General features: G+C 43.4%; 13 protein-coding genes. 5 read left to right on the forward strand and 8 right to left on the reverse strand.

The genetic code is table 11. The annotated features are described in order from the left end of the window. The first annotated feature begins 50 nt into the window (after window positions 1-50). Window positions 51-1331: a DEAD/DEAH box helicase gene (locus DWX33_RS18465; RefSeq protein ID WP_010182817.1), complete on the forward strand. Its 1281-nt coding sequence runs from the start codon at window positions 51-53 to the stop codon at window positions 1329-1331. Between the two features lie 96 nt (window positions 1332-1427). Here DWX33_RS18465 and rho read toward each other — a convergent pair whose 3' ends face one another. From rho to DWX33_RS22630, 6 genes are all read right to left on the reverse strand, one after another. After that, window positions 1428-3404, reverse strand: coding sequence for a transcription termination factor Rho (gene rho, locus DWX33_RS18470; RefSeq protein ID WP_005868216.1), 1977 nt, complete (start codon window positions 3402-3404; stop codon window positions 1428-1430). Window positions 3405-3605: 201 nt separating this feature from the next. Continuing rightward, window positions 3606-4922 (reverse strand): tRNA lysidine(34) synthetase TilS, encoded by a 1317-nt coding sequence (gene tilS / locus DWX33_RS18475; RefSeq protein ID WP_122143736.1) that lies wholly within the window; start codon window positions 4920-4922, stop codon window positions 3606-3608. 73 nt (window positions 4923-4995) lie between these two features. Further along, window positions 4996-5760: a zinc ribbon domain-containing protein gene (locus DWX33_RS18480; RefSeq protein ID WP_121956612.1), complete on the reverse strand. Its 765-nt coding sequence runs from the start codon at window positions 5758-5760 to the stop codon at window positions 4996-4998. A gap of 1 nt (window position 5761) precedes the next feature. After that, window positions 5762-6859: a Nif3-like dinuclear metal center hexameric protein gene (locus DWX33_RS18485; protein ID WP_036616768.1), complete on the reverse strand. Its 1098-nt coding sequence runs from the start codon at window positions 6857-6859 to the stop codon at window positions 5762-5764. Window positions 6860-6970: 111 nt separating this feature from the next. Next, complete coding sequence (gene aspS, locus DWX33_RS18490) at window positions 6971-8728, reverse strand: aspartate--tRNA ligase (protein ID WP_008771881.1); 1758 nt, start codon at window positions 8726-8728, stop codon at window positions 6971-6973. Between the two features lie 119 nt (window positions 8729-8847). Further along, the gene (locus DWX33_RS22630) at window positions 8848-9021 is read right to left on the reverse strand and encodes a hypothetical protein (protein WP_172681342.1); all 174 of its coding nucleotides are present in this window, start codon (window positions 9019-9021) and stop codon (window positions 8848-8850) included. 264 nt (window positions 9022-9285) lie between these two features. Here DWX33_RS22630 and DWX33_RS18495 point away from each other — a divergent pair, with 264 nt between their 5' ends. The 4 genes from DWX33_RS18495 to DWX33_RS18510 all read left to right on the forward strand — a co-directional run bounded on the left by DWX33_RS18495 (window position 9286) and on the right by DWX33_RS18510 (window position 17163). Further along, window positions 9286-10170, forward strand: coding sequence for a hypothetical protein (locus DWX33_RS18495; RefSeq protein WP_051635660.1), 885 nt, complete (start codon window positions 9286-9288; stop codon window positions 10168-10170). A gap of 47 nt (window positions 10171-10217) precedes the next feature. Beyond that, on the forward strand, window positions 10218-11624 hold the full coding sequence (locus tag DWX33_RS18500) for a hypothetical protein (protein WP_227806012.1): 1407 nt from the start codon (window positions 10218-10220) through the stop codon (window positions 11622-11624). A gap of 108 nt (window positions 11625-11732) precedes the next feature. Beyond that, the gene (locus DWX33_RS18505; protein WP_147425517.1) at window positions 11733-16061 is read left to right on the forward strand and encodes a hypothetical protein; all 4329 of its coding nucleotides are present in this window, start codon (window positions 11733-11735) and stop codon (window positions 16059-16061) included. 4 nt (window positions 16062-16065) lie between these two features. Then, window positions 16066-17163 (forward strand): FimB/Mfa2 family fimbrial subunit, encoded by a 1098-nt coding sequence (locus DWX33_RS18510; RefSeq protein ID WP_036650689.1) that lies wholly within the window; start codon window positions 16066-16068, stop codon window positions 17161-17163. A gap of 555 nt (window positions 17164-17718) precedes the next feature. Here DWX33_RS18510 and DWX33_RS18520 read toward each other — a convergent pair. After that, the gene (locus DWX33_RS18520) at window positions 17719-18531 is read right to left on the reverse strand and encodes a glycosyltransferase (RefSeq protein ID WP_008771875.1); all 813 of its coding nucleotides are present in this window, start codon (window positions 18529-18531) and stop codon (window positions 17719-17721) included. 24 nt (window positions 18532-18555) lie between these two features. Continuing rightward, entirely contained in the window at window positions 18556-19455 is a 900-nt protein-coding gene (locus DWX33_RS18525) for a glycosyltransferase family 2 protein (protein ID WP_051635663.1), read from the reverse strand. Window positions 19456-19466: the final 11 nt, after the last annotated feature.

A 19466-nucleotide genomic window follows, 5' to 3' on the forward strand; every position in this document is an offset into this window, starting at 1 on the left:
TAATATTTCTAAATAATCTTTATCTTTACCGGGAATTTGAATGTAAAAAGATGAGATTTGATGAATTAGATTTGGAAGATGCCGTATTAGACGGGCTTTATGACATGAATTTTGACGAAACGACTCCAGTCCAAGAGTTAACGATTCCTGTCATTTTAGAAGGTAAAGACATCATCGCTTGCGCACAGACCGGAACCGGTAAAACGGCGGCGTATGTTTTGCCAGTTATTAATGAACTAAGCAAAGGTTGTCATCCGACAGACGCGGTGAATGCGGTCATTATGGCACCGACCCGGGAATTGGCTCAACAAATAGACCAACAAATTCAAGGATTCACTTATTTTATACCTTCCGTATCCGCAGTAGCCGTGTATGGAGGTACCGACGGAATCGCTTGGGAACAACAAAAGAGAGGTTTAGAGATGGGTGCGGATATCGTGATCGCTACCCCGGGACGTTTATTGTCCCATATTAAGTTAGGTACTGTAGATTTGTCTAAAGTGTCGTTCTTCGTCTTAGACGAGGCGGACCGCATGCTGGATATGGGTTTTTATGACGACATCATGCAGGTTCATAAACAGCTGCCCCCCTACTGCCAGACGATCATGTTCTCGGCTACCATGCCGCCTAAGATCCGGACGTTGGCTAAAACCATCCTAAAAGATCCGGAAGAAGTCAAGATCGCTATCTCACGCCCACCCGAATCTATCATGCAAACCGCATATATCTGCTACGATCCACAAAAGCTCAAGATTCTACAAGATCTCTTCACTCAAAGCCGCCCTCAACGGGTAATTATCTTCTCCTCTTCTAAAATGAAGGTGAAAGAATTAGCGTCTACCTTAAAAAGATTAAAGTTCAATGTAGCCGCCATGCACTCGGATCTAGAGCAATCCCAAAGGGAGGAGGTCATGAAAGAATTCAAGAGCGGACATATCGATATCCTTGTGGCTACGGATGTCGTAGCACGTGGAATTGATATCAATGACATCAAGTTGGTCGTGAACTTCGATATCCCGCATGATCCGGAGGATTACGTACACCGAATCGGACGTACGGCACGGGGTACGAACGGCGAAGGATTGGCGATTACTTTCGTATCGATCGACGAACAAGCACAATTCAAGCGCATAGAGGATTTCTTGGAAAAAGAGGTTTATAAGATACCGGTCAGCCCGGAATTCGGCGAAGTGCCCTTGTATGAGCCGGAAAAATACGGTATGAATAAAAGAGGCAGAGGACGGCCTCGTAAAAGTGAAGATAAAAGATCATCCTCGAGCCCACAAAAACGAAATATGGGACATCGTGGAAGACCTAAAAAGGTGCAATAAAAGCACTATACTTTTTAATAGAAAAACACTATACTTTTGGAGCTAAAACAATATTGCTTTGAACTCAAAAGTATAGTGTTTTTTTATGGGATATTATCAACCGTTCATGGATGCCAAGAATTCCATATTATCAACGGTTTGTTCCATCCGTTGCTTAACAAATTCCATAGCCTCCATAGAGTTCATGTCTGATAGATATTTGCGTAAGACCCACATACGGTTCAACGTGCTCTCATCCTGCAATAAATCATCACGGCGAGTGCTGGAAGCCGTGATATCCACAGCTGGATAGATACGTTTATTGGATAATTTACGATCCAATTGTAACTCCATATTACCCGTACCCTTGAATTCCTCGAAGATCACGTCGTCCATCTTAGAGCCAGTCTCCGTAAGGGCGGTGGCTAGAATCGTAAGGCTACCGCCATTCTCAATATTACGGGCGGCACCGAAGAAACGCTTCGGCTTCTGCAACGCATTTGCGTCCACACCACCGGAAAGCACCTTACCGGAAGCCGGTTGTACCGTATTATAAGCACGAGCCAAACGAGTGATCGAGTCCAGAAGAATCACGACATCATGACCACATTCTACCATTCGTTTCGCCTTGTTCAATACGATCTCAGCGATTTTCACGTGACGTTCAGCCGGTTCGTCGAATGTAGAAGCGATCACTTCCGCATCCACGCTACGAGCCATATCCGTAACCTCCTCCGGACGTTCGTCGATCAATAATATAATCATATAAACCTCGGGATGGTTGTAAGCGATAGCGTTCGCGATATCTTTCAACAACATCGTCTTACCGGTTTTCGGTTGAGCGACGATCAAACCACGTTGCCCTTTTCCGATCGGGGAGAATAAATCAACCACACGTACGGCGATATTATCGTATACTTTCGGTGATTTACGTGCCGTAAGCATGAATTTCTCATCCGGGAATAACGGGGTCAAATGATCAAAAGGAACCCGGTCGCGAACCTCTTCCGGCGTACGTCCATTGATCTTGTCCACTTTCACCAACGGGAAATACTTCTCACCTTCCTTCGGCGGACGGATCGAACCTTCTACCACGTCACCCGTTTTCAAGCCAAATAACTTGATCTGGGATTGAGAGACATAAATATCGTCCGGTGAAGTCAAATAGTTATAATCTGAAGAACGAAGGAAACCGTAACCATCTTGCATCATCTCCAACACGCCGGTTCCTGTAAGGATGCCATCAAACTCATACATTTTCTCTTGAGCCTGCTGGTTGTTATTAGCGTTATTGTTATTACGGTTGTTATTATGATTATTCTGTCGATTGTTCTGTCGAGGATTATTCTGCTGGGGAGCGGCCTCGGGTTGAGGTTTGTTAGCCTCGGGTTTCGGAGCGGAGAACGGGAAAATTTGATCCAATACGGATTTAGCGTCCGGATGGCGGAATACGATGCGCTTAGGCTCTTCTTCTGTCGCTTGTGGAGAAGTGGTTTCTTCCGCTACCTCTACAGGAGTCGTATTTTCCGGCAAAGCGGCTTCTTCTTCCGTTTCAAGTTCCGCCACAACAGGAGGCAACAACGGTTTCTCCACCGGGCTCTCTGCTACCGCCGGAGTTTCCACGGCCGAGATTTCCGTTACCGTAGAGATCGTTTGCGGCTCTTTCGAAACCACCACTTCCTTGTTATCCTCGGAAGGAGCGATAGCGCCCGCTACCTTTTCCTTTTTCTCGATACGGACTCTTTTCTTACGTTCAGGCTGCTCTTTTTGCTCTTTCTTGTCAGCCGGAGCAGTCACTAGCTTTTCCGGAGCCTGTTGGGTACTCTCTGCAGTTTCGGCAGTCTCAGCCTTCGCCACTTTAGGAGATTTGGCCGGACGGCCTCTCTTACGGCCCTCTGCAGGCTTCTTAGCCTCTTTCTCTTTCATCTTTTCAGCCTGGATGCCGGCATAGGAGATCGCTTGCTCATCAAGAATCCGATAAACCAACTCTTCTTTCTTTAAGCTGCTAACTTTTTTTATTCCCAACTCTTCCGCGATACTTTGAAGTTCGGGAAGAAGTTTTTCATTTAGTTCTAGAATGTTATATTTCTGCATATTGCAAAGTAATAATATAAATGGTACATACACACGGATCACATATACAAACACGATGTACGCCCAATGGTATCATTGTATCTTTATTTAATTATAATTTTCATGTAATAACCGGATTGTTCAGCTAATTTGAACCATTAGTAACATATCTGCGGAGTAAATCTTCGCAAATGTAAGAATATTTTTACAATAAACGAGGATTTAGCCCAAAAAATTCACAATTAGCACACGCTTTGTTGATTCGTCTATACGAAAACGATTATCAGTCCTTTCTCCTACCACCCAAACGATAGCGTCGCCACTACAAAGAAGCCATGTGCGCTCCTTCTCAATCCGGCTAAATTTATGATCGGAGAAATAGTCACTCAACTTCTTACGTCCTTTCATTCCGAAGGGAATAAACCAATCGCCTTCTTTCCAAGTCCGCAATGTTAAAGGGAAATCGAGTTTATCATAATCCAAATAAGCGATCCGCTTATTCTTCTCGATAGGGAAACCTATAGTTATAACAAGTTTTTGGAAAGATAGTTCAATAGGTTCATGATTAATACCCTTTTCCGGATCTAAAACGAAGGTTCGCTCTTCCTTCTTCTCTAAAGGAGTGATCCATAAATAATCCCGATCCTTCAGCAAACGATGGGTGGAAGAGTAAAACAGCTTACCGGGCTCCTTGGTCAAGGCTGCGAAAATATCGTCCGAGACCAGACGGGTAAAACCATATTCTTTTAATAACTCATACAAAATCGTCTCCGGAGCCGGAAACCGCATCAACGCCCCGATAGAAAAACGATCATCCGATACGACAACCTCTTTCCGGGCTTGTTCCAATACATATATATATATAGTCTCTGCGGCAGAAAGATGCTCGGCGGAACGTGCGATGGTATTCCGGGCCGATGGATTTATCTCCTCCAAAAGCGGCAACACATTCAAACGGATGAAATTACGGGTATAAGCATCCGATAAATTCGTGCTATCCACCATATAGGCGTAGCCTTGATCCGCCAACCAAGCCAAGATATCCTCACGGCTTACGCACAGCAAAGGACGGACGATGAAACCATTCCTCGGACGGATCCCGCTCATCCCCCGGATTCCCGTGCCCCGTATCAAATTCATCAAGACCGTCTCCACATTATCGTCCCGGTGATGGGCGACGGCGATCGCCTGCCCTCCCTGCCGCTCCCGCATCTCCTCAAACCAAGCATAGCGCAATTCACGGGCAGCCATCTCTATCGAGAGATGCTTCTCTCCGGCATAAGAGATCGTATCGAAATCTATCTTATGAAAGGGTACTTCCAAAGATTCCGCGAACTCACAGGCAAATGCCTCATCCCGATCCGACTCCTCCCCACGCAAATGAAAGTTACAATGAAGCGCTATACACGGATATCCCAAACGCACCAATACGCCCAACAAAGCCACAGAATCGGCACCACCGCTCAATCCGACCAAAACCGGACGATCCTCGGATAACAGCCGGTACTTCTCTATATATAAACGTATCGTATGTATCATAACATCTTTGTATTAAAAACAATAATGGCCCTAGCCGGTTTTAGCTAGAGCCATTACTTATAGATCTTTTGAATTAATCTTCTACACCTGCTAATTCCGGGTCGATCATAATACGACCACAGTATTCGCAAACAATAATTTTCTTACGCAACTTGATATCCAATTGCTTCTGAGGCGGGATCTTGTTAAAGCAACCACCGCAAGCGCCACGTTGCACATAAACAACAGCCAAACCGTTACGAGCACCTTTACGGATACGCTTGAAAGCGGTCAACAAACGAGGTTCGATAGTGGCTTCCAGCTTCTTCGCTTTCTCACGAAGTTTCTCCTCATCCTGCTTTGTCTCGGAAATGATCTGCTCCAACTCGCTCTTTTTCTGAACCAAGTCAGCCTTACGGCCTTCCAGCTTCTCAGTCAGTTCAGCGATATCTTTTTTCTTAGCGTCTACCGCCTCTCCGAATTCACGGATTTTTTTCTCTGAGAACTCAATTTCCAAACCTTGGAACTCGATCTCCTTAGACAGGTTATCAAACTCCCGGTTATTACGCACATTATCTAATTGTGCCTTATAGCGATCTATCAATGTGGTAGATTCCGTGATCTTATGCTTTTGCTCAACAACAGAAGTCTCAAACTCCTTGATCTCCGCTTGATAGTTCTGGAGACGTGTTTCCAGTCCTGCGATCTCGTCCTCCAAGTCTTGAACCTCCAGAGGAAGCTCACCACGAAGGGTCTTGATCTTATCAATTTCAGTCATCATCGTCTGAAGTTGATACAGCGTAGAAAGCTTTTCTTCAACCGTATATTCCTTTTCAGCTGATTGTTTATCTGTAGCCATTCTATAAATATTTTACTGGGTTTGAATTAACATTCGAAAAATGTACCGCAAAGGTAGGGAATTTTTTCGATATTATGTTATAAAATATGTCTTTTGTACAGATTTCCGATTCATAATGACCGATAACCGCCAGTAGAATCTGGTCCTCTACATCGTAAAAATCGTTGTACTTCGCCTCCCCCGTTATAAAGACATCGGCACCATACGCAATAGCGTCCTTGATCAAGAAAGCGCCGCTGCCTCCGCAGATAGCGACCTCTCGGATAGGCTTACCCGTAAATGGGGAATGCTTCACGCAACCGACGTTAAACAGGGCCTTGATCCGTAACAAGAAACTTAACTCATCTTCCTCGGCAGGCAACTCTCCCACTACACCAGAACCTGCCTGTTCCCATGTGTTTGATAACGAATAAAAATCAAAAGCCGGCTCCTCATACGGGTGAACGGATAACAGAGCACGGGTCACCGCTGTCTTCTTGAATGCCGGAAGGATCATCTCCATACGCACCTCTTTCTCTACATGCACCTCGCCGATCTCACCACAAAACGGATTGCATCCCGCATTGGCACGGAATGTTCCCTCGCCATGTAAATTATAACTGCAAGCATCATAGTTCCCGATACTTCCCGCACCGGCATTGAACAAGGTATTCCGCATGATCTCGGCATAAGCCTCGGGGACAAACGTCACCAACTTCAACAAAGCGCCTTTTTGGGGGCTCAAGATCCGTACATTTTGCAAGCCGATCAACTCTGCCAAACGGTAATTCACGCCTCCTACGGCATTATCAAGATTGGTATGCGCAGCATAAACCACCAAATCATACTTACACGCCTTCATCATGCAACGCTCGATATAATTGGAGCCTGTCAACGACTTAAACGACTTAAAGGCCAAAGGATGATGAGAGATGATCAGGTTGCATCCCATCTCGATCGCTTCATCGAGCACCTCCTCGGTAACATCTAGGCATAGCAACACACCCGTCGCATGCTGGTTCACGTCGCCAACTTGCACACCCGCATTGTCAAAACCTTCTTGAAGCGGCAGCGGGGCGTAATGCTCTATTTCTCTCAATATATCTTTAACCTTTACCATGCTAAATATCCTTTGATTTATGTTCGGGAGAAAAAGTAATTCCTTTCGGAAGAAAAGAAAATTCCATTCGGATGGAATAAGATTCCCATTCGAATGGAATTTCAGATTGGATTATTTCTTGATATCAACGATCAAATTCAGTTCATCCAACTGGGCTGGATCCAAGACACCCGGAGCATCGAGCATAACATCTCGTCCGGAATTGTTCTTCGGAAAAGCGATACAGTCGCGGATAGAATCCAAACCGGCGAACAAAGACACGAAACGATCCAAGCCATAAGCCAAACCTCCATGAGGAGGCGCTCCGTACTTGAACGCATTCATCAAGAAACCGAATTGCTCTTGCGCTCTTTCTTCGGTGAATCCTAACAGCTTGAACATCTTATCCTGTAATTGGCTGTCGTGGATACGGATAGAACCACCACCCACTTCAACGCCATTGATAACCATATCATACGCATTCGCACGAACAGCGCCCGGATCCGTGTCCAACAACGGTATATCATCCGGATTCGGAGAGGTAAACGGATGGTGCATAGCGTAGAAACGTTGATCGTCCTCGTTCCATTCGAACAGCGGGAAGTCGATTACCCACAAGCAAACGAACTTATCCTTGTCACGAAGACCTAATTGATTACCCATCTCTAAACGCAACTCGCAAAGTTGCTTACGAGTCTTCATCGCATCGTCGCCGGAAAGGATCAAAATCAAATCACCCGGCTTAGCGCCGAACGCATTCTTCATTTCTTGAAGAACCTCTTGGCTATAGAATTTATCTACGCTTGATTTTACGTTACCATCCGCTTCCACACGAGCGTAAACCAAACCTTTAGCACCTACCTGCGGACGTTTCACGAACTCGGTCAACGCATCCAGTTGTTTACGAGTATAGCTCGCTGCGCCTTCCGCACAGATACCACCTATGTAAGCGGCGTTATCGAATACAGAGAAGCCATGGCCTTTCATGATGTCCATCAACTCAACGAACTTCATGCCGAAACGCAAGTCCGGTTTATCGCTACCATATTGTTTCATAGCGTCTTGCCAAGTCATACGCATAAACGACTCCTTGAACTCGACACCACGGATTACCTTAAACAAATGTTTCGCCATGCCCTCGAACATATTCAAGACATCCTCTTGCTCCACGAAGCTCATCTCACAGTCGATCTGCGTGAACTCCGGCTGGCGATCCGCACGCAAATCCTCGTCACGGAAACATTTTACGATCTGGAAATAACGGTCGAAACCGGAAACCATCAACAATTGCTTCAAGGTCTGTGGAGACTGAGGCAAAGCGTAAAACTGTCCCGGGTTCATACGGGAAGGAACCACGAAGTCACGGGCGCCCTCCGGGGTAGAATTTACAAGAACCGGAGTTTCTACCTCCAAGAAACCTTGCTCATCCAAATAGCGACGAACCTCGAACGCCATTCTATGACGAAGTTCCAGATTCTTACGAACGCAAGCACGACGCAAGTCCAGATAACGATATTTCATACGCAAGTCATCACCGCCATCTGTCTCCTCCTCGATCGTGAACGGAGGGGTAAGCGCAGAGTTCAGAACATTTAATTCAGAAACGATCAACTCAATATCACCTGTCGGGATATGCGCATTCTTGCTGGAGCGCTCACGAACCGTACCCGTAACCTGAATCACGAATTCACGGCCCAACTTATTTGCCTTTTCGCAAAGAGCTGCATCAACCTCTTGATTAAATACCAACTGAGTAATACCATAACGGTCGCGGATATCGACAAATGTCATTCCTCCCATTTTGCGGGTTTTCTGCACCCAACCGGCCAGTGTAACCACCAGACCTTCATCCGCAAGGCGCAAGTCGCCACAAGTTCTTGTTCTATACATCTTTATTATTTAATTTGCTAGATTTACCAATCTTTATACCTCGGTTTATTACAACCGCAACCGCAAAGATAATACTATAAATCTTAATAATTATTCTTTTGAGCAAATTAAAATACGTTTTATCCTCTGCTACCCAAGCTGTCCGTATCAGGATTAATCTCTTTCACAGCCTCCTTTACATCCTTGGCCGTTATTTTCTTCTCATTTTTAACAGCGATTTGCTCTACGGGATACTTTTCCTCCATCTCCTCCAATTTAGAGTCTACGGATGTTTTTGAATCATTTGTTTTCATATTCTTTATTTTATTAACGTAATAATAGATATTAAACAGGCAAGCATTACCAATGGTTCATGCCTTATAATAAAAAGAGATAAAAGAGTGTATACTTAAAATTATAAAAATCCGCATAAATCGTATCAACATAGAGCCTTTTAATACAGTATTTATCACTTAGTAATCTTTTCAAAAAATAAAAAAATAACGGGATATATCAAAAACTTTAAATCATACTGTCCTGTTGATTATATAAAACGTCTAAACTTTATCAAGTCAAATATGAATACTATAAATTACATATATTTATTCACATTTTTATGGCTATGTATATCTTGCATAAAAGAAGACATAAAACCTTGTCCTCCTTTACAAATAAATATAGAGGTAAAAGACAAGAACTATTTTAACATAAATAATACAGAGCTTGAAGAACACAAAGATAAAAATCTGCCGTTTAAAGAATATATACCGACACTTCATTATACATTATACGACTTTAATACGGGAAATATAGTTGAACAAAAGAATGTGTTTAACGTAAGTGGTGATGAAAAGACATTTCAAATCACGTTTCCTGAAAATATGCCGTTAGGTAAATATGTATTTACGGTATGGGGAGGTTTAGCCGATGAGACTGCTTTAAAAGATGATCCAGAGAAAGCGACATTACATGTAGGAAACAAGGAGGGTGACGATCTTTACCTATCGAATGATACACTTATATATAACGTTGATAATTATCATTATACAATAAATATGGAACGTACAAAAGGTAAGCTAATCGTACAGTTAGTAAACTTGCCGCGTGCGATCGTTCATTCAGAGAAGTCAATAGACAGTCTTTTCAAACGAGTAGACCGTCACTTTAATTATTCAGAATCTACATCCGTCTATAAACAATCTGACTGGAAAACGGCGTCCGAAACTGTCATTAAAACAATGCTGGCACCATCCGGAAAAGATCAATATTCGCTGTTAAGGCTAAACTTCTACGCTACCGCTCAGCACGATCTTCCAGCCCTCACACCCAAAGGTATAAATATCGCTATGAGAAGGAATGAACTGACAGTATTAAAATACGTGTATGATGATAGCGGAGATTTCAGGATTTACATGTTGGTAAACGACAGCTGGGAACAACAACACGGTCTCGTGATCAACTAAACAAATCTGTAATTAACAATTAATGTTTCACTTTAATTTTCAAAACGATGAAGAAGTTTTTATGTTTAGCAGCGACAGGCATGTTCTTGTTCTCTGCATGTAGTAATGATGGTGATCCAAAGGATGATCCGAGCCAAGGTTCTCCGGTAGGGCAAGAACTAGTACTCCGTGTAGCTAATACCGGTGATGGGCTGACGACAAAGGCTGGACGTCCGCTATATAGCTCGGAGGCCGCACAAACAATCGACAAAGTAAAGGTGGCTATATTCTCTCTAGGGGCAAGTGATGCTATCACAGGTTGTGTCTATGATAAGGAATATGCTCAGTGGAGCGATGCCTCCTCTCCTTCCGGAATCATATATAACGGCTCAACCTATGATGGTTCGGCGGATCATGGCCGCTATGCGACATTAAACCTCAAAACCGAGATCACAAGCGGAGCTAATACTGGCTTAGACCCCGGGAGTTATTTAGTATACGCGGTTGGTTATACCTCTTCCGGATCAAACTATACACACGCCCCGGCTCTTACTGACATTGCCAAAGGTTGGTCTGGCGCAAGCACATTCAATCATGTTACGAGTACAACCGCAGGAGAGGGTGAAGAGATCTTTGCCGGATCTATCCAAAAGATTACCGTTGATAACAATCGGAATTTTGCGTTAACAGCGAATGTCGCTAACAACGTGCTTTATCTACATCGCCAAGTTGCCGGCGTATTTGGATATTTCAAGAATATTCCCGCCAAGGTAGACAATAAAGACGCCGTTAAACTACGTTTGGTTTCCTCTGGTAAAAACACTCAATTGGATATGACAAATTTCAACAGTAGCTTCAGAAAAACAGGAAGCACTAATGTAAAATATGTCGTAAACGGTAAAACTCCAGCAACAGCAACAGCTAAATTCCATAATTCCACGGGTGCCAATGACGCCGCTGTCCTCTATGAAATTAATTTAAGCGACTGGTTTAAAGGAACACCGATGGATGTTAATGACGATGGCTTGTTAAATGATCAAGACGCAGGAACGGAGATATCTCCGACTTGGGTAATACCGGCAGCCATGAACGCAGATTTCAATGCCAAAAAGGGAACCGTCTTCGCTAGCAATTTCGTTATACCATTTGCGAATCAAAACAAGAATACATTAGAATTACAATTATTAGATAATAGCAATACGATCATAAAATATTGGACCGTAAACTTAGCGGCCGCTCAAGCAAATGTGGTACAAATAGACAATAGTACCATCCCGAATGAGTCAACCTCCAGTTATAGTTTAGTACGTAATCATCTGTATTCTATCGGAGAAAAAACGATAGCCAAACCAAGCAATCCTGAAACTCCCGGTGGTGGAGAGGTAGAGGAACCTGAAGATCTTTTCAAAGGTCAAATCATTACTCTTCGTGTAAATGATAACTGGGAGTTAATCCACAAACTAGTTGTTGAATAGAAAGAGTACAAACTTAATAAAATAGACGGAGCGGCATAGAAGCCGCTTCGTACTAGTCCTTTTGCAATACAAGACATATATCCGGCATTACCAGAGTTTAAATAGATCATGAGAAAATATATACCTATAATAATCCTGCTCGTTTTATCAGCGTTCAACGTACAAATGGCCGAAGGATTAGCCCGTAAAGCATTAGTAGCTCCCGATTGTATGATAAATAATTTAATAAACGTAGCGAAAGTAGCTTCCGGCGTGACAAATATGGATTATTTGCTGGATGAGAACTTAAACAATTACGCAACATTTAGTGGTGTAGCCGGAGTCGATGTAGCCGTAGGACCCGTCGTACGAATCAAGGACCTTAAAAACGTATACCCCGCCGGTACTACAGCCGGTTTCTGTATCCAAGCAGGAGGAAATAGTAGTATCCTATCTTTAGATGTATTGAAAGGTATAGGTATTATGCTCTATAAAGGAGGGGTCTTACAAGAAACAATTCTAGTTAAAGAAGGACAAAATACCAGCGCTCTCAGCCTTCACTTGATACAACTACCGGGGCAACAGGAGGCCGTATCCTATCTTACCGTTACGTCCACCAAAGATTTTGACGAAGTCGGACTTATCAATACCGGAGTAGGTGTAGCCGCTCTCGGCGAGTTAAAGATCAGATACGCTTTCGTGGGAGATGCCGTAGAGAAGACTTTGACTACCAATAACTCGATAGCAGGGCTGAGTGTAACCGGATCAACTGTAGGCGCTACTAATACCAGTAGGCTTATTAATGCGGACTTAACAGATTTTTCCGTGGTAGGTTCCCCCGTTGGTTCTACCTATGTTGAATTATCTTGGACAAGTGATTATCCAGTAGGCACAGAAGTCGGATTTAAATACAAAGATACTGGTATCTTAAACATAAATCTACTAGCCACTACCACACTTACGTTAACCGATAGCAAAGGAAACACATCAACTACGACTTTCGAGCCTTCAGTATTGGGGCTCGGCGTTCTCTCACAAGGGGTCGTTCAAGTTTCGGTCATAGCAGGCCAAGCATTTAACAAAGCTAGGCTAACTTTTGCGAGTGTTTTAAGTACAAATGTAAAATCAGTCTATTATGGCTACATCTATGAACCATTGAAAGTTACTCATCATCATAACTTCGGATTGACCGTAAATACAACAATATGCGCCGACCAAACCACTTACCAACTTACAGGAAATAGCGATATCACAAAATGGGAAGTCGTAAGCCAACCCACGGGAGAGAACGTAGCAGTCTCATCCACCGGAAAAGTTACGAATATGACTGCCGGAGTAACCGGTGACTACGTATTCCGGACAACCGCCTCAGATGGTGATAGCGAACTAGTGACAATTACAAAAGGCATACAGACAACCGTCTCAAACGGATGTAACCAGCCCGTGACCGATGTATCTCTATCTACAAAAATTAACGAATCAAGCGGAAGTTTGATCTCTCTAAGCAATATAAGCCATAAAGAGAATATTATTGATGCCAGCATGAGTACCTACGCCGAATATACCGGAGGCCTAAATCTTGTGGATAACTTGCAGATTATAGGTGTAAAGAAAAATAGCGGGACATTCAGTGATGGTACGTCGAAAAGAGTCGGGTTCGTTGTAGAGACCAGTTCCACTTTATTGAGCGCCAACCTTCTCCAATTTTTCCAGATAAGAATATATAATAACCAGACTAAAACCTACGAGAAAGTAATAGATAATTCAAATGTGATATCGGCAGGCGTAATCGGAAGCGATGGATCGCTAAAAGTCCGTTATAGCATTATAGTGCCAGCAGATAGGAGTTTCAACGAAATAACTTTATGGAAAAGCGGTGTGCTTTCTACCAACCTTTCTACCTTGCGCATTTATGGCGTATTCGTAGAACCGGCCAACTTGAATTGCTACGATAATCCGATAGGTTGTAGCACGACTATGATATCAACCGATAAGACTGGGGCAAATATCAACTACGCCTACACAGGGATCAATGCTCTTGCAAGTGTTGGCGGTACGATACTGAACCTTGCGAACCTAATTGATAACGATCCTACCACCTATACCTCCATCGGTGGAATCGGAGTTGCGTCATCCGTTAACATAGCCGTGAAAGTCGGAGGCGTACTCAACGCCACTCATAATATAGGATTGATCATCGACAAGGCCACATATTTAGCTGGAGTATCTGTAGGAAGTTGGATGACCCTATCTACCTATTATAAAGGTACCGCTACCGGTGAAGTACTTACAAACTGGAGCGTACTGGGATTAGACGCTATCGGCTATGGAGATAAGGAGTATCTAACCATGCGTCCGCATGCTCAATTCGACGAGATACGGATCACGGTTAACGGAGCCATAGATCTCTTGAACAATATGAAACTATACGGCCTGTTCTTCCGTAATGATATCGATGGAGACGGTATACCTGATTGTATCGATGAGATATCATGCCCCAACGATCAGACAGATCTTGTGAACGTGAATATCAGTCCGATCTGCCAAAGCAGTAGCATTACAGTCACTGGCAAAGGTATTATGGGCAATAGCTATACACTATCTTGTACACCCCTAGGCATAAACGGGGCCAGCTATTCAATCACCGCTAGCGATGGTACTTTTAGCTGGGTGATCGGCCCGATATCCGTGGCCGGGCAATTCAACCTTATTGTTCAAGACAAGAAAGGCAAGATCGTCTCCAATCCATTTTTCGAGGTACATCCTTTAAATACCACTTGGAAAGTCAGTCCGGAAAACTCCAATTGGAATAACTGGAACAACTGGACGAATGGCTCTCCATGGACTTGTACCAATGTTACGATCCCCGCTAACTGTAACATCTACCCGACCCTTACCAGTGTAGAGCAAAACGGATGCAATAACATTTACTTCGAATCAGGGGGTGAAGTTACAAACACCCATTTATTGATCTATCAAAAGGCATGGGTAGACCTTACTTTAACGCCGGAACGTTATTATATGCTATCTGCTCCCTTAAAAAGTATGGTCACCGGAGATATGTTTATCCCCGTAGCGGGAAATCCATCTCCATTCACCTCGCTCAACGCAAGTAATACCCCGCAAAACCGATTCAATCCTCGTATCTACCAACGTCTATGGGCGAGCGACGCAAAGGGACAAACCCTAAACAACGGACAAGTAACGGTCACACCCACAGAAACCCAATGGACACAGCCATTCAATGCGCTGGCGCAAGTCTATGAAATGGGAAAAGGCTTCTCTTTGAAAGCCGAGCAAGGATCGGCAAGCCTTCCGCTCACCTTCCGTTTTCCCAAAGAGCATACTGAATATGAATACGTAAATACCAGCAATCAAGGAACGGGAATCAAGGAGACTATTACCCGCTCAAGCATAGGACGTTTCATTTACGAGAATAATACCCAAGGCGTCTCTTTCCCGATCTCAGTTACGTTGACCAATAAGCAGGCTGGTACTTACTTCTTGGCTGGCAATATGTTCATGTCTCATCTGGATATCTCGGAATTCATGAATCAAAACCCTGCCGTAAAGTCCGTACAAGTATATGATGGAAATAGTAATAACTCCAATATTAATGCCAACGGACAATTATTGAATAACGGAGCAGGTTACACCCGGATAGCGCCTACGCAATCTTTCTTCATCTCCGTAGCATCAGCGGCTACTAGCCAGACCATCAAATATACAGAGTCTATGTTAGTATCCGCACCCGGACCGGACAATACATTGAAAAGCGCAGACTCCTCTATCCAAGAGGATCCATCCGCTCTTTATCTGACTGCCACCACAAGCCAAGCGGTAAGCAATGCATTGCTACGGTTCAATCCGGCCTCTGATAATAAATATGTCGCGGGAGAAGATGCAGAGCTCCTTATTGATAACGAGATACGCCCAGCGATCGCCATTTTTAGCGTGGCAAACGGAAAAGCGCTGGATATCCAACAGCTTCAGAACGCCACGGAGATACAGCTCGGTTTCTACTTACGCATTCCCGCTGAAGTAAGTTTATCCGTACGCAAAGCTTTAGGAGGAGAGTGGACCGGTTGGAGTTTGTTCGATGTGGAGAAGAACAAACGGTACTCACTGGATAATCCGGATATGAAAATAGATCTAGGTACTCTCTCCACCAACATCGGACGTTTCTATCTGACAAATGGTACGGTCACAGCCAACGAAAGCGATATATCCACCGAGAACAAGGTCTATTGCTATCGGGAAGGAACCAACCAAGTAATCATACGTTCCACAGCCGTCGTAATGACTCGCTGCGAGATTTACACCGTCAAGGGTCAACTAATAGACTCGGTTTCTTATCCGGCAGACGAATATCAGCTTCGTCTATCCCCGGGAATCAACCTAATCAAGGTATATATCCAAGACGAAACACCCCAAATTCTAAAACTTTCAAACTATTAAAGAAATGAAGAAAGCTATCGATATAAGCACATCGCCATACACAAAGTTATGCCGACTAATCAGTTCCCTATTACTACTCTCTTGGGTAGGATGCAGTAACGAGGATCTACCGGACCCGTCAGTTCCGGGGAGCAACAAAGAGCCGGTCGTACTTATCTTCAATGCCTCTCCGGCATTGATGACCCGCACCGTATTGACCAGTCCCGACAATTTGCAACATGTCCGGCAAGTTCAGCTTTATATTTTCGATGGGGCTACAGACAACGCTCGCTGCGTAGCCTCCGAGAATATAAACTGGCAATATGCGACTGGAGCGGATAATGGTCTCTCCACCAAAGAGCAGACCTATAAAGTTGTATACGAGGGCTTCCAAGCATCGAAAGTATATACATTCTTGGCAATCGGCTTAGACAACACCTCCGGGGCGACTTACGGCTTGCCCAATGCGATTCAAGCCAATCCTACCTCAGGTACCTTATTAAAGGATGCCAACGCTTTACTAGCGGCGGGAAAAGGCCGTACGGATATCGCCGGCTCTGAGCTTTTCGCCGGTTTCTCCCAATTAACCACGAATATCTTGAACGGAGGTACCGGACACGTAGATCTATACCGTCGTGTAGCTGGTGTTATCGGTTATTTCAAGAACATCCCCACTCAAATAGGGGGCGTAGACGTAAGCGCCTTACATATCGAATTATATACGATACAGAACAAAAGCGTCCCTTTGATCAAACGAGATTCAAATGATTATATCATGGGGCCGATGAGTTCCGATCCGAACGATAAGATTATCGTAAATATACCCAAGAGTGCGTTTGTAACTGGTGGAACCACGATTAAAGGTTCTTATATACTCCCTATACCCGCCCCCGTTCCCACGGATAAAGATTACACATTGCAAGTCGTACTAGTAGACGCGAGCGGGACACCTTTATATACTCATAAAGTAAGGTTATCCCCCGACGGCGAAGTATCCGAGACCAATGGCGGTACAGGAATCATCGTTCCAACAAACGACCCTTACCGCTTTCCAATCATAACAAATCACTTTTATAGTATTGGAACGCAGGCTAGTCCGATAGATCTCAATTCTATACATTAATTTCTCCATAAATTCACGAACATAGAACAAATAACCCACGCAAATACTATCTTTCCTCTATAATCGTTTTTGTAATGTAAGCATCCAATCCCTATGGCAATACCCCTTAGCCCCAGTATTTACTGGGGTTCTAGAGTCATAGAAACATTGAATTGATTTGTTATTTATTTGATTTTAACACAGAAGTTCTTGTGTCATGAGTTCATAATCCCTTCGGCCTTCAGCGATCATGCCAAAGAAGCGCCTGAAAAATTCCAGTGGAGGCTTCTTCAAAAGTTTGCATGTCTCGACAATGGATAAATAGACTGCCGTGACATGGCCACCATTCTCGCTGCTAAACCCACCGAAGCTTTTCCGCAGATTGGTAAATGGGCGGACTGCACGCTGTCGAGTAGACCAAGGGAATTTCACCCTCAGCCTCTCTCGGAACCGTACGTGAAAGTCTCCCTTCATACGGCTCTTCGCATTCGAATCATTTCTTTTGACGTGCATAGGGTTATTTGATATTTGAGACACTTTCCGTGAGCGATACCGTGGATGAGGACAAAAAACTATTTACCCCCGGATGAGCCTCTTATAGAGCAACGAACGCAAGCCATTAGGGAGAAGACGGGTCACTAAGCGAATACAGACATTCTTTAGCAAGGAGAAAAAGCCGATAAAACCCATCTTGTAAAACAGCGTCTGCAACCTCACTTCCGTTACAGCATACCGCCATCCTCCCCGCCGCCGAAACATATCCGGCGAAAAGCGGAAAAAGAGCAGGCTCTCTTGTATATTATAGAACCGGGCACCATTCATCAGCATCCGTACCCACAGATAATAATCCTCGAACAAAGGAAAATGCTTATATCCTTCAGCCTTTAGCACGGCCGACTTCCGAAACATCACTACCGGATGATTCACCGGGCATCTTCCTTTGGAAAACCTCAAGATATCTTCATGCCATTCCGGTACTTTCCGCACGGAAAGCACATTCGATACCTCTCCTTCAAACTCATCGATCCAAGCCCCCACTACATCAATTTCCGGATGTTCCCGAAATATCGCCAATTGCTTCTCAAAACGATCCGGCTTAGCGATATCATCCGTGTCCATACGGGCCACAAGGTCATACGAACAATGCTTCAACCCCTCGTTCAGAGCCTTGCCGAGACCTTGGTTGGTGGGCAAAGAAATCACTTTTAACTCAGGATGCTGGCTTGTGAATTCTTTTATGACCGCATACAGCTCATCCGTCAAAGGACCATCTTCCACCAAGACAACTTCTATAGGCAATAGCGTTTGCGTGAAGATACTGGTCAGACTTTGACGTAAAAATAGTGGGCTCTCTTTATGATATAAAGAAAGTAATACGGAAAATAACATAAAAAGTATATATGTAATTTATTATTAATAATAAGAGAATATTTTCCTTTGCAATGCACAAAACACAAAAGGAACAAAGTATTTATTTGACTCATGGAATATTAAAAACCATTCACTTATATTCCTAAAATGAGGATCTAATAACAATTTCTGTTTTGCAAACTGTTTGAGTACCGCTAATTTATTTCTATATTTATTAGATTTCCCTATAGACTCTACAAACCTATCCAAGTCTGAGACTGCTGCTATCATATGAGCAGGTACATCATAACTAAAAATAGTGGAACAAAGAGATTTACTATTGTATTGTGTATAATGATAATATATTCCTTCACAAAACATTATACTTTTAGCACACATCAAGCATTTAATTAAAAATATAGAATCTTCCCACATACAAACATTTTCAGGAAAAACAATTTCATTAATTCTAAACAGATCTGTCAAAACAAGTTTATTAACTATAGCCCCCCAACATTTTCCACACATTACAGCAGACAAATAATCCTCTATATCATTTGCTCTATACATCCTTACAGGCTCGGATCTATCCTCGAATTCTTTAACTAATCCCATATAAACTATATCCGCTTGAGTAGACTTCGCCTTACTTATCAGTTTTTCAAAGCAATCTTTATCTATCCAATCATCAGAGTCGATCTGTATGCAATACTTTCCTCTACAATGGTCTATACCAAACTGTCTAGTAGCGCTTACCCCATGATTAGAACGATTAAAAAAACGTATTCTAGAATCCTCTTTCTCATATCGTTCACAAATAGTAACAGAGCTATCGGTACTGCCATCGTTGATAAGTAACACCTCGAAATCCACAAATGTCTGAGATAAAACAGAAGATAGACATCTATCCAAAAAAAGCTCTGAGTTATAAACCGGTATAATAACCGATATGGTAACTTCCATATTATTATTTT

Source organism: Parabacteroides sp. AF19-14 (assembly GCF_003635485.1).
GTDB lineage: Bacteria > Bacteroidota > Bacteroidia > Bacteroidales > Tannerellaceae > Parabacteroides > Parabacteroides distasonis.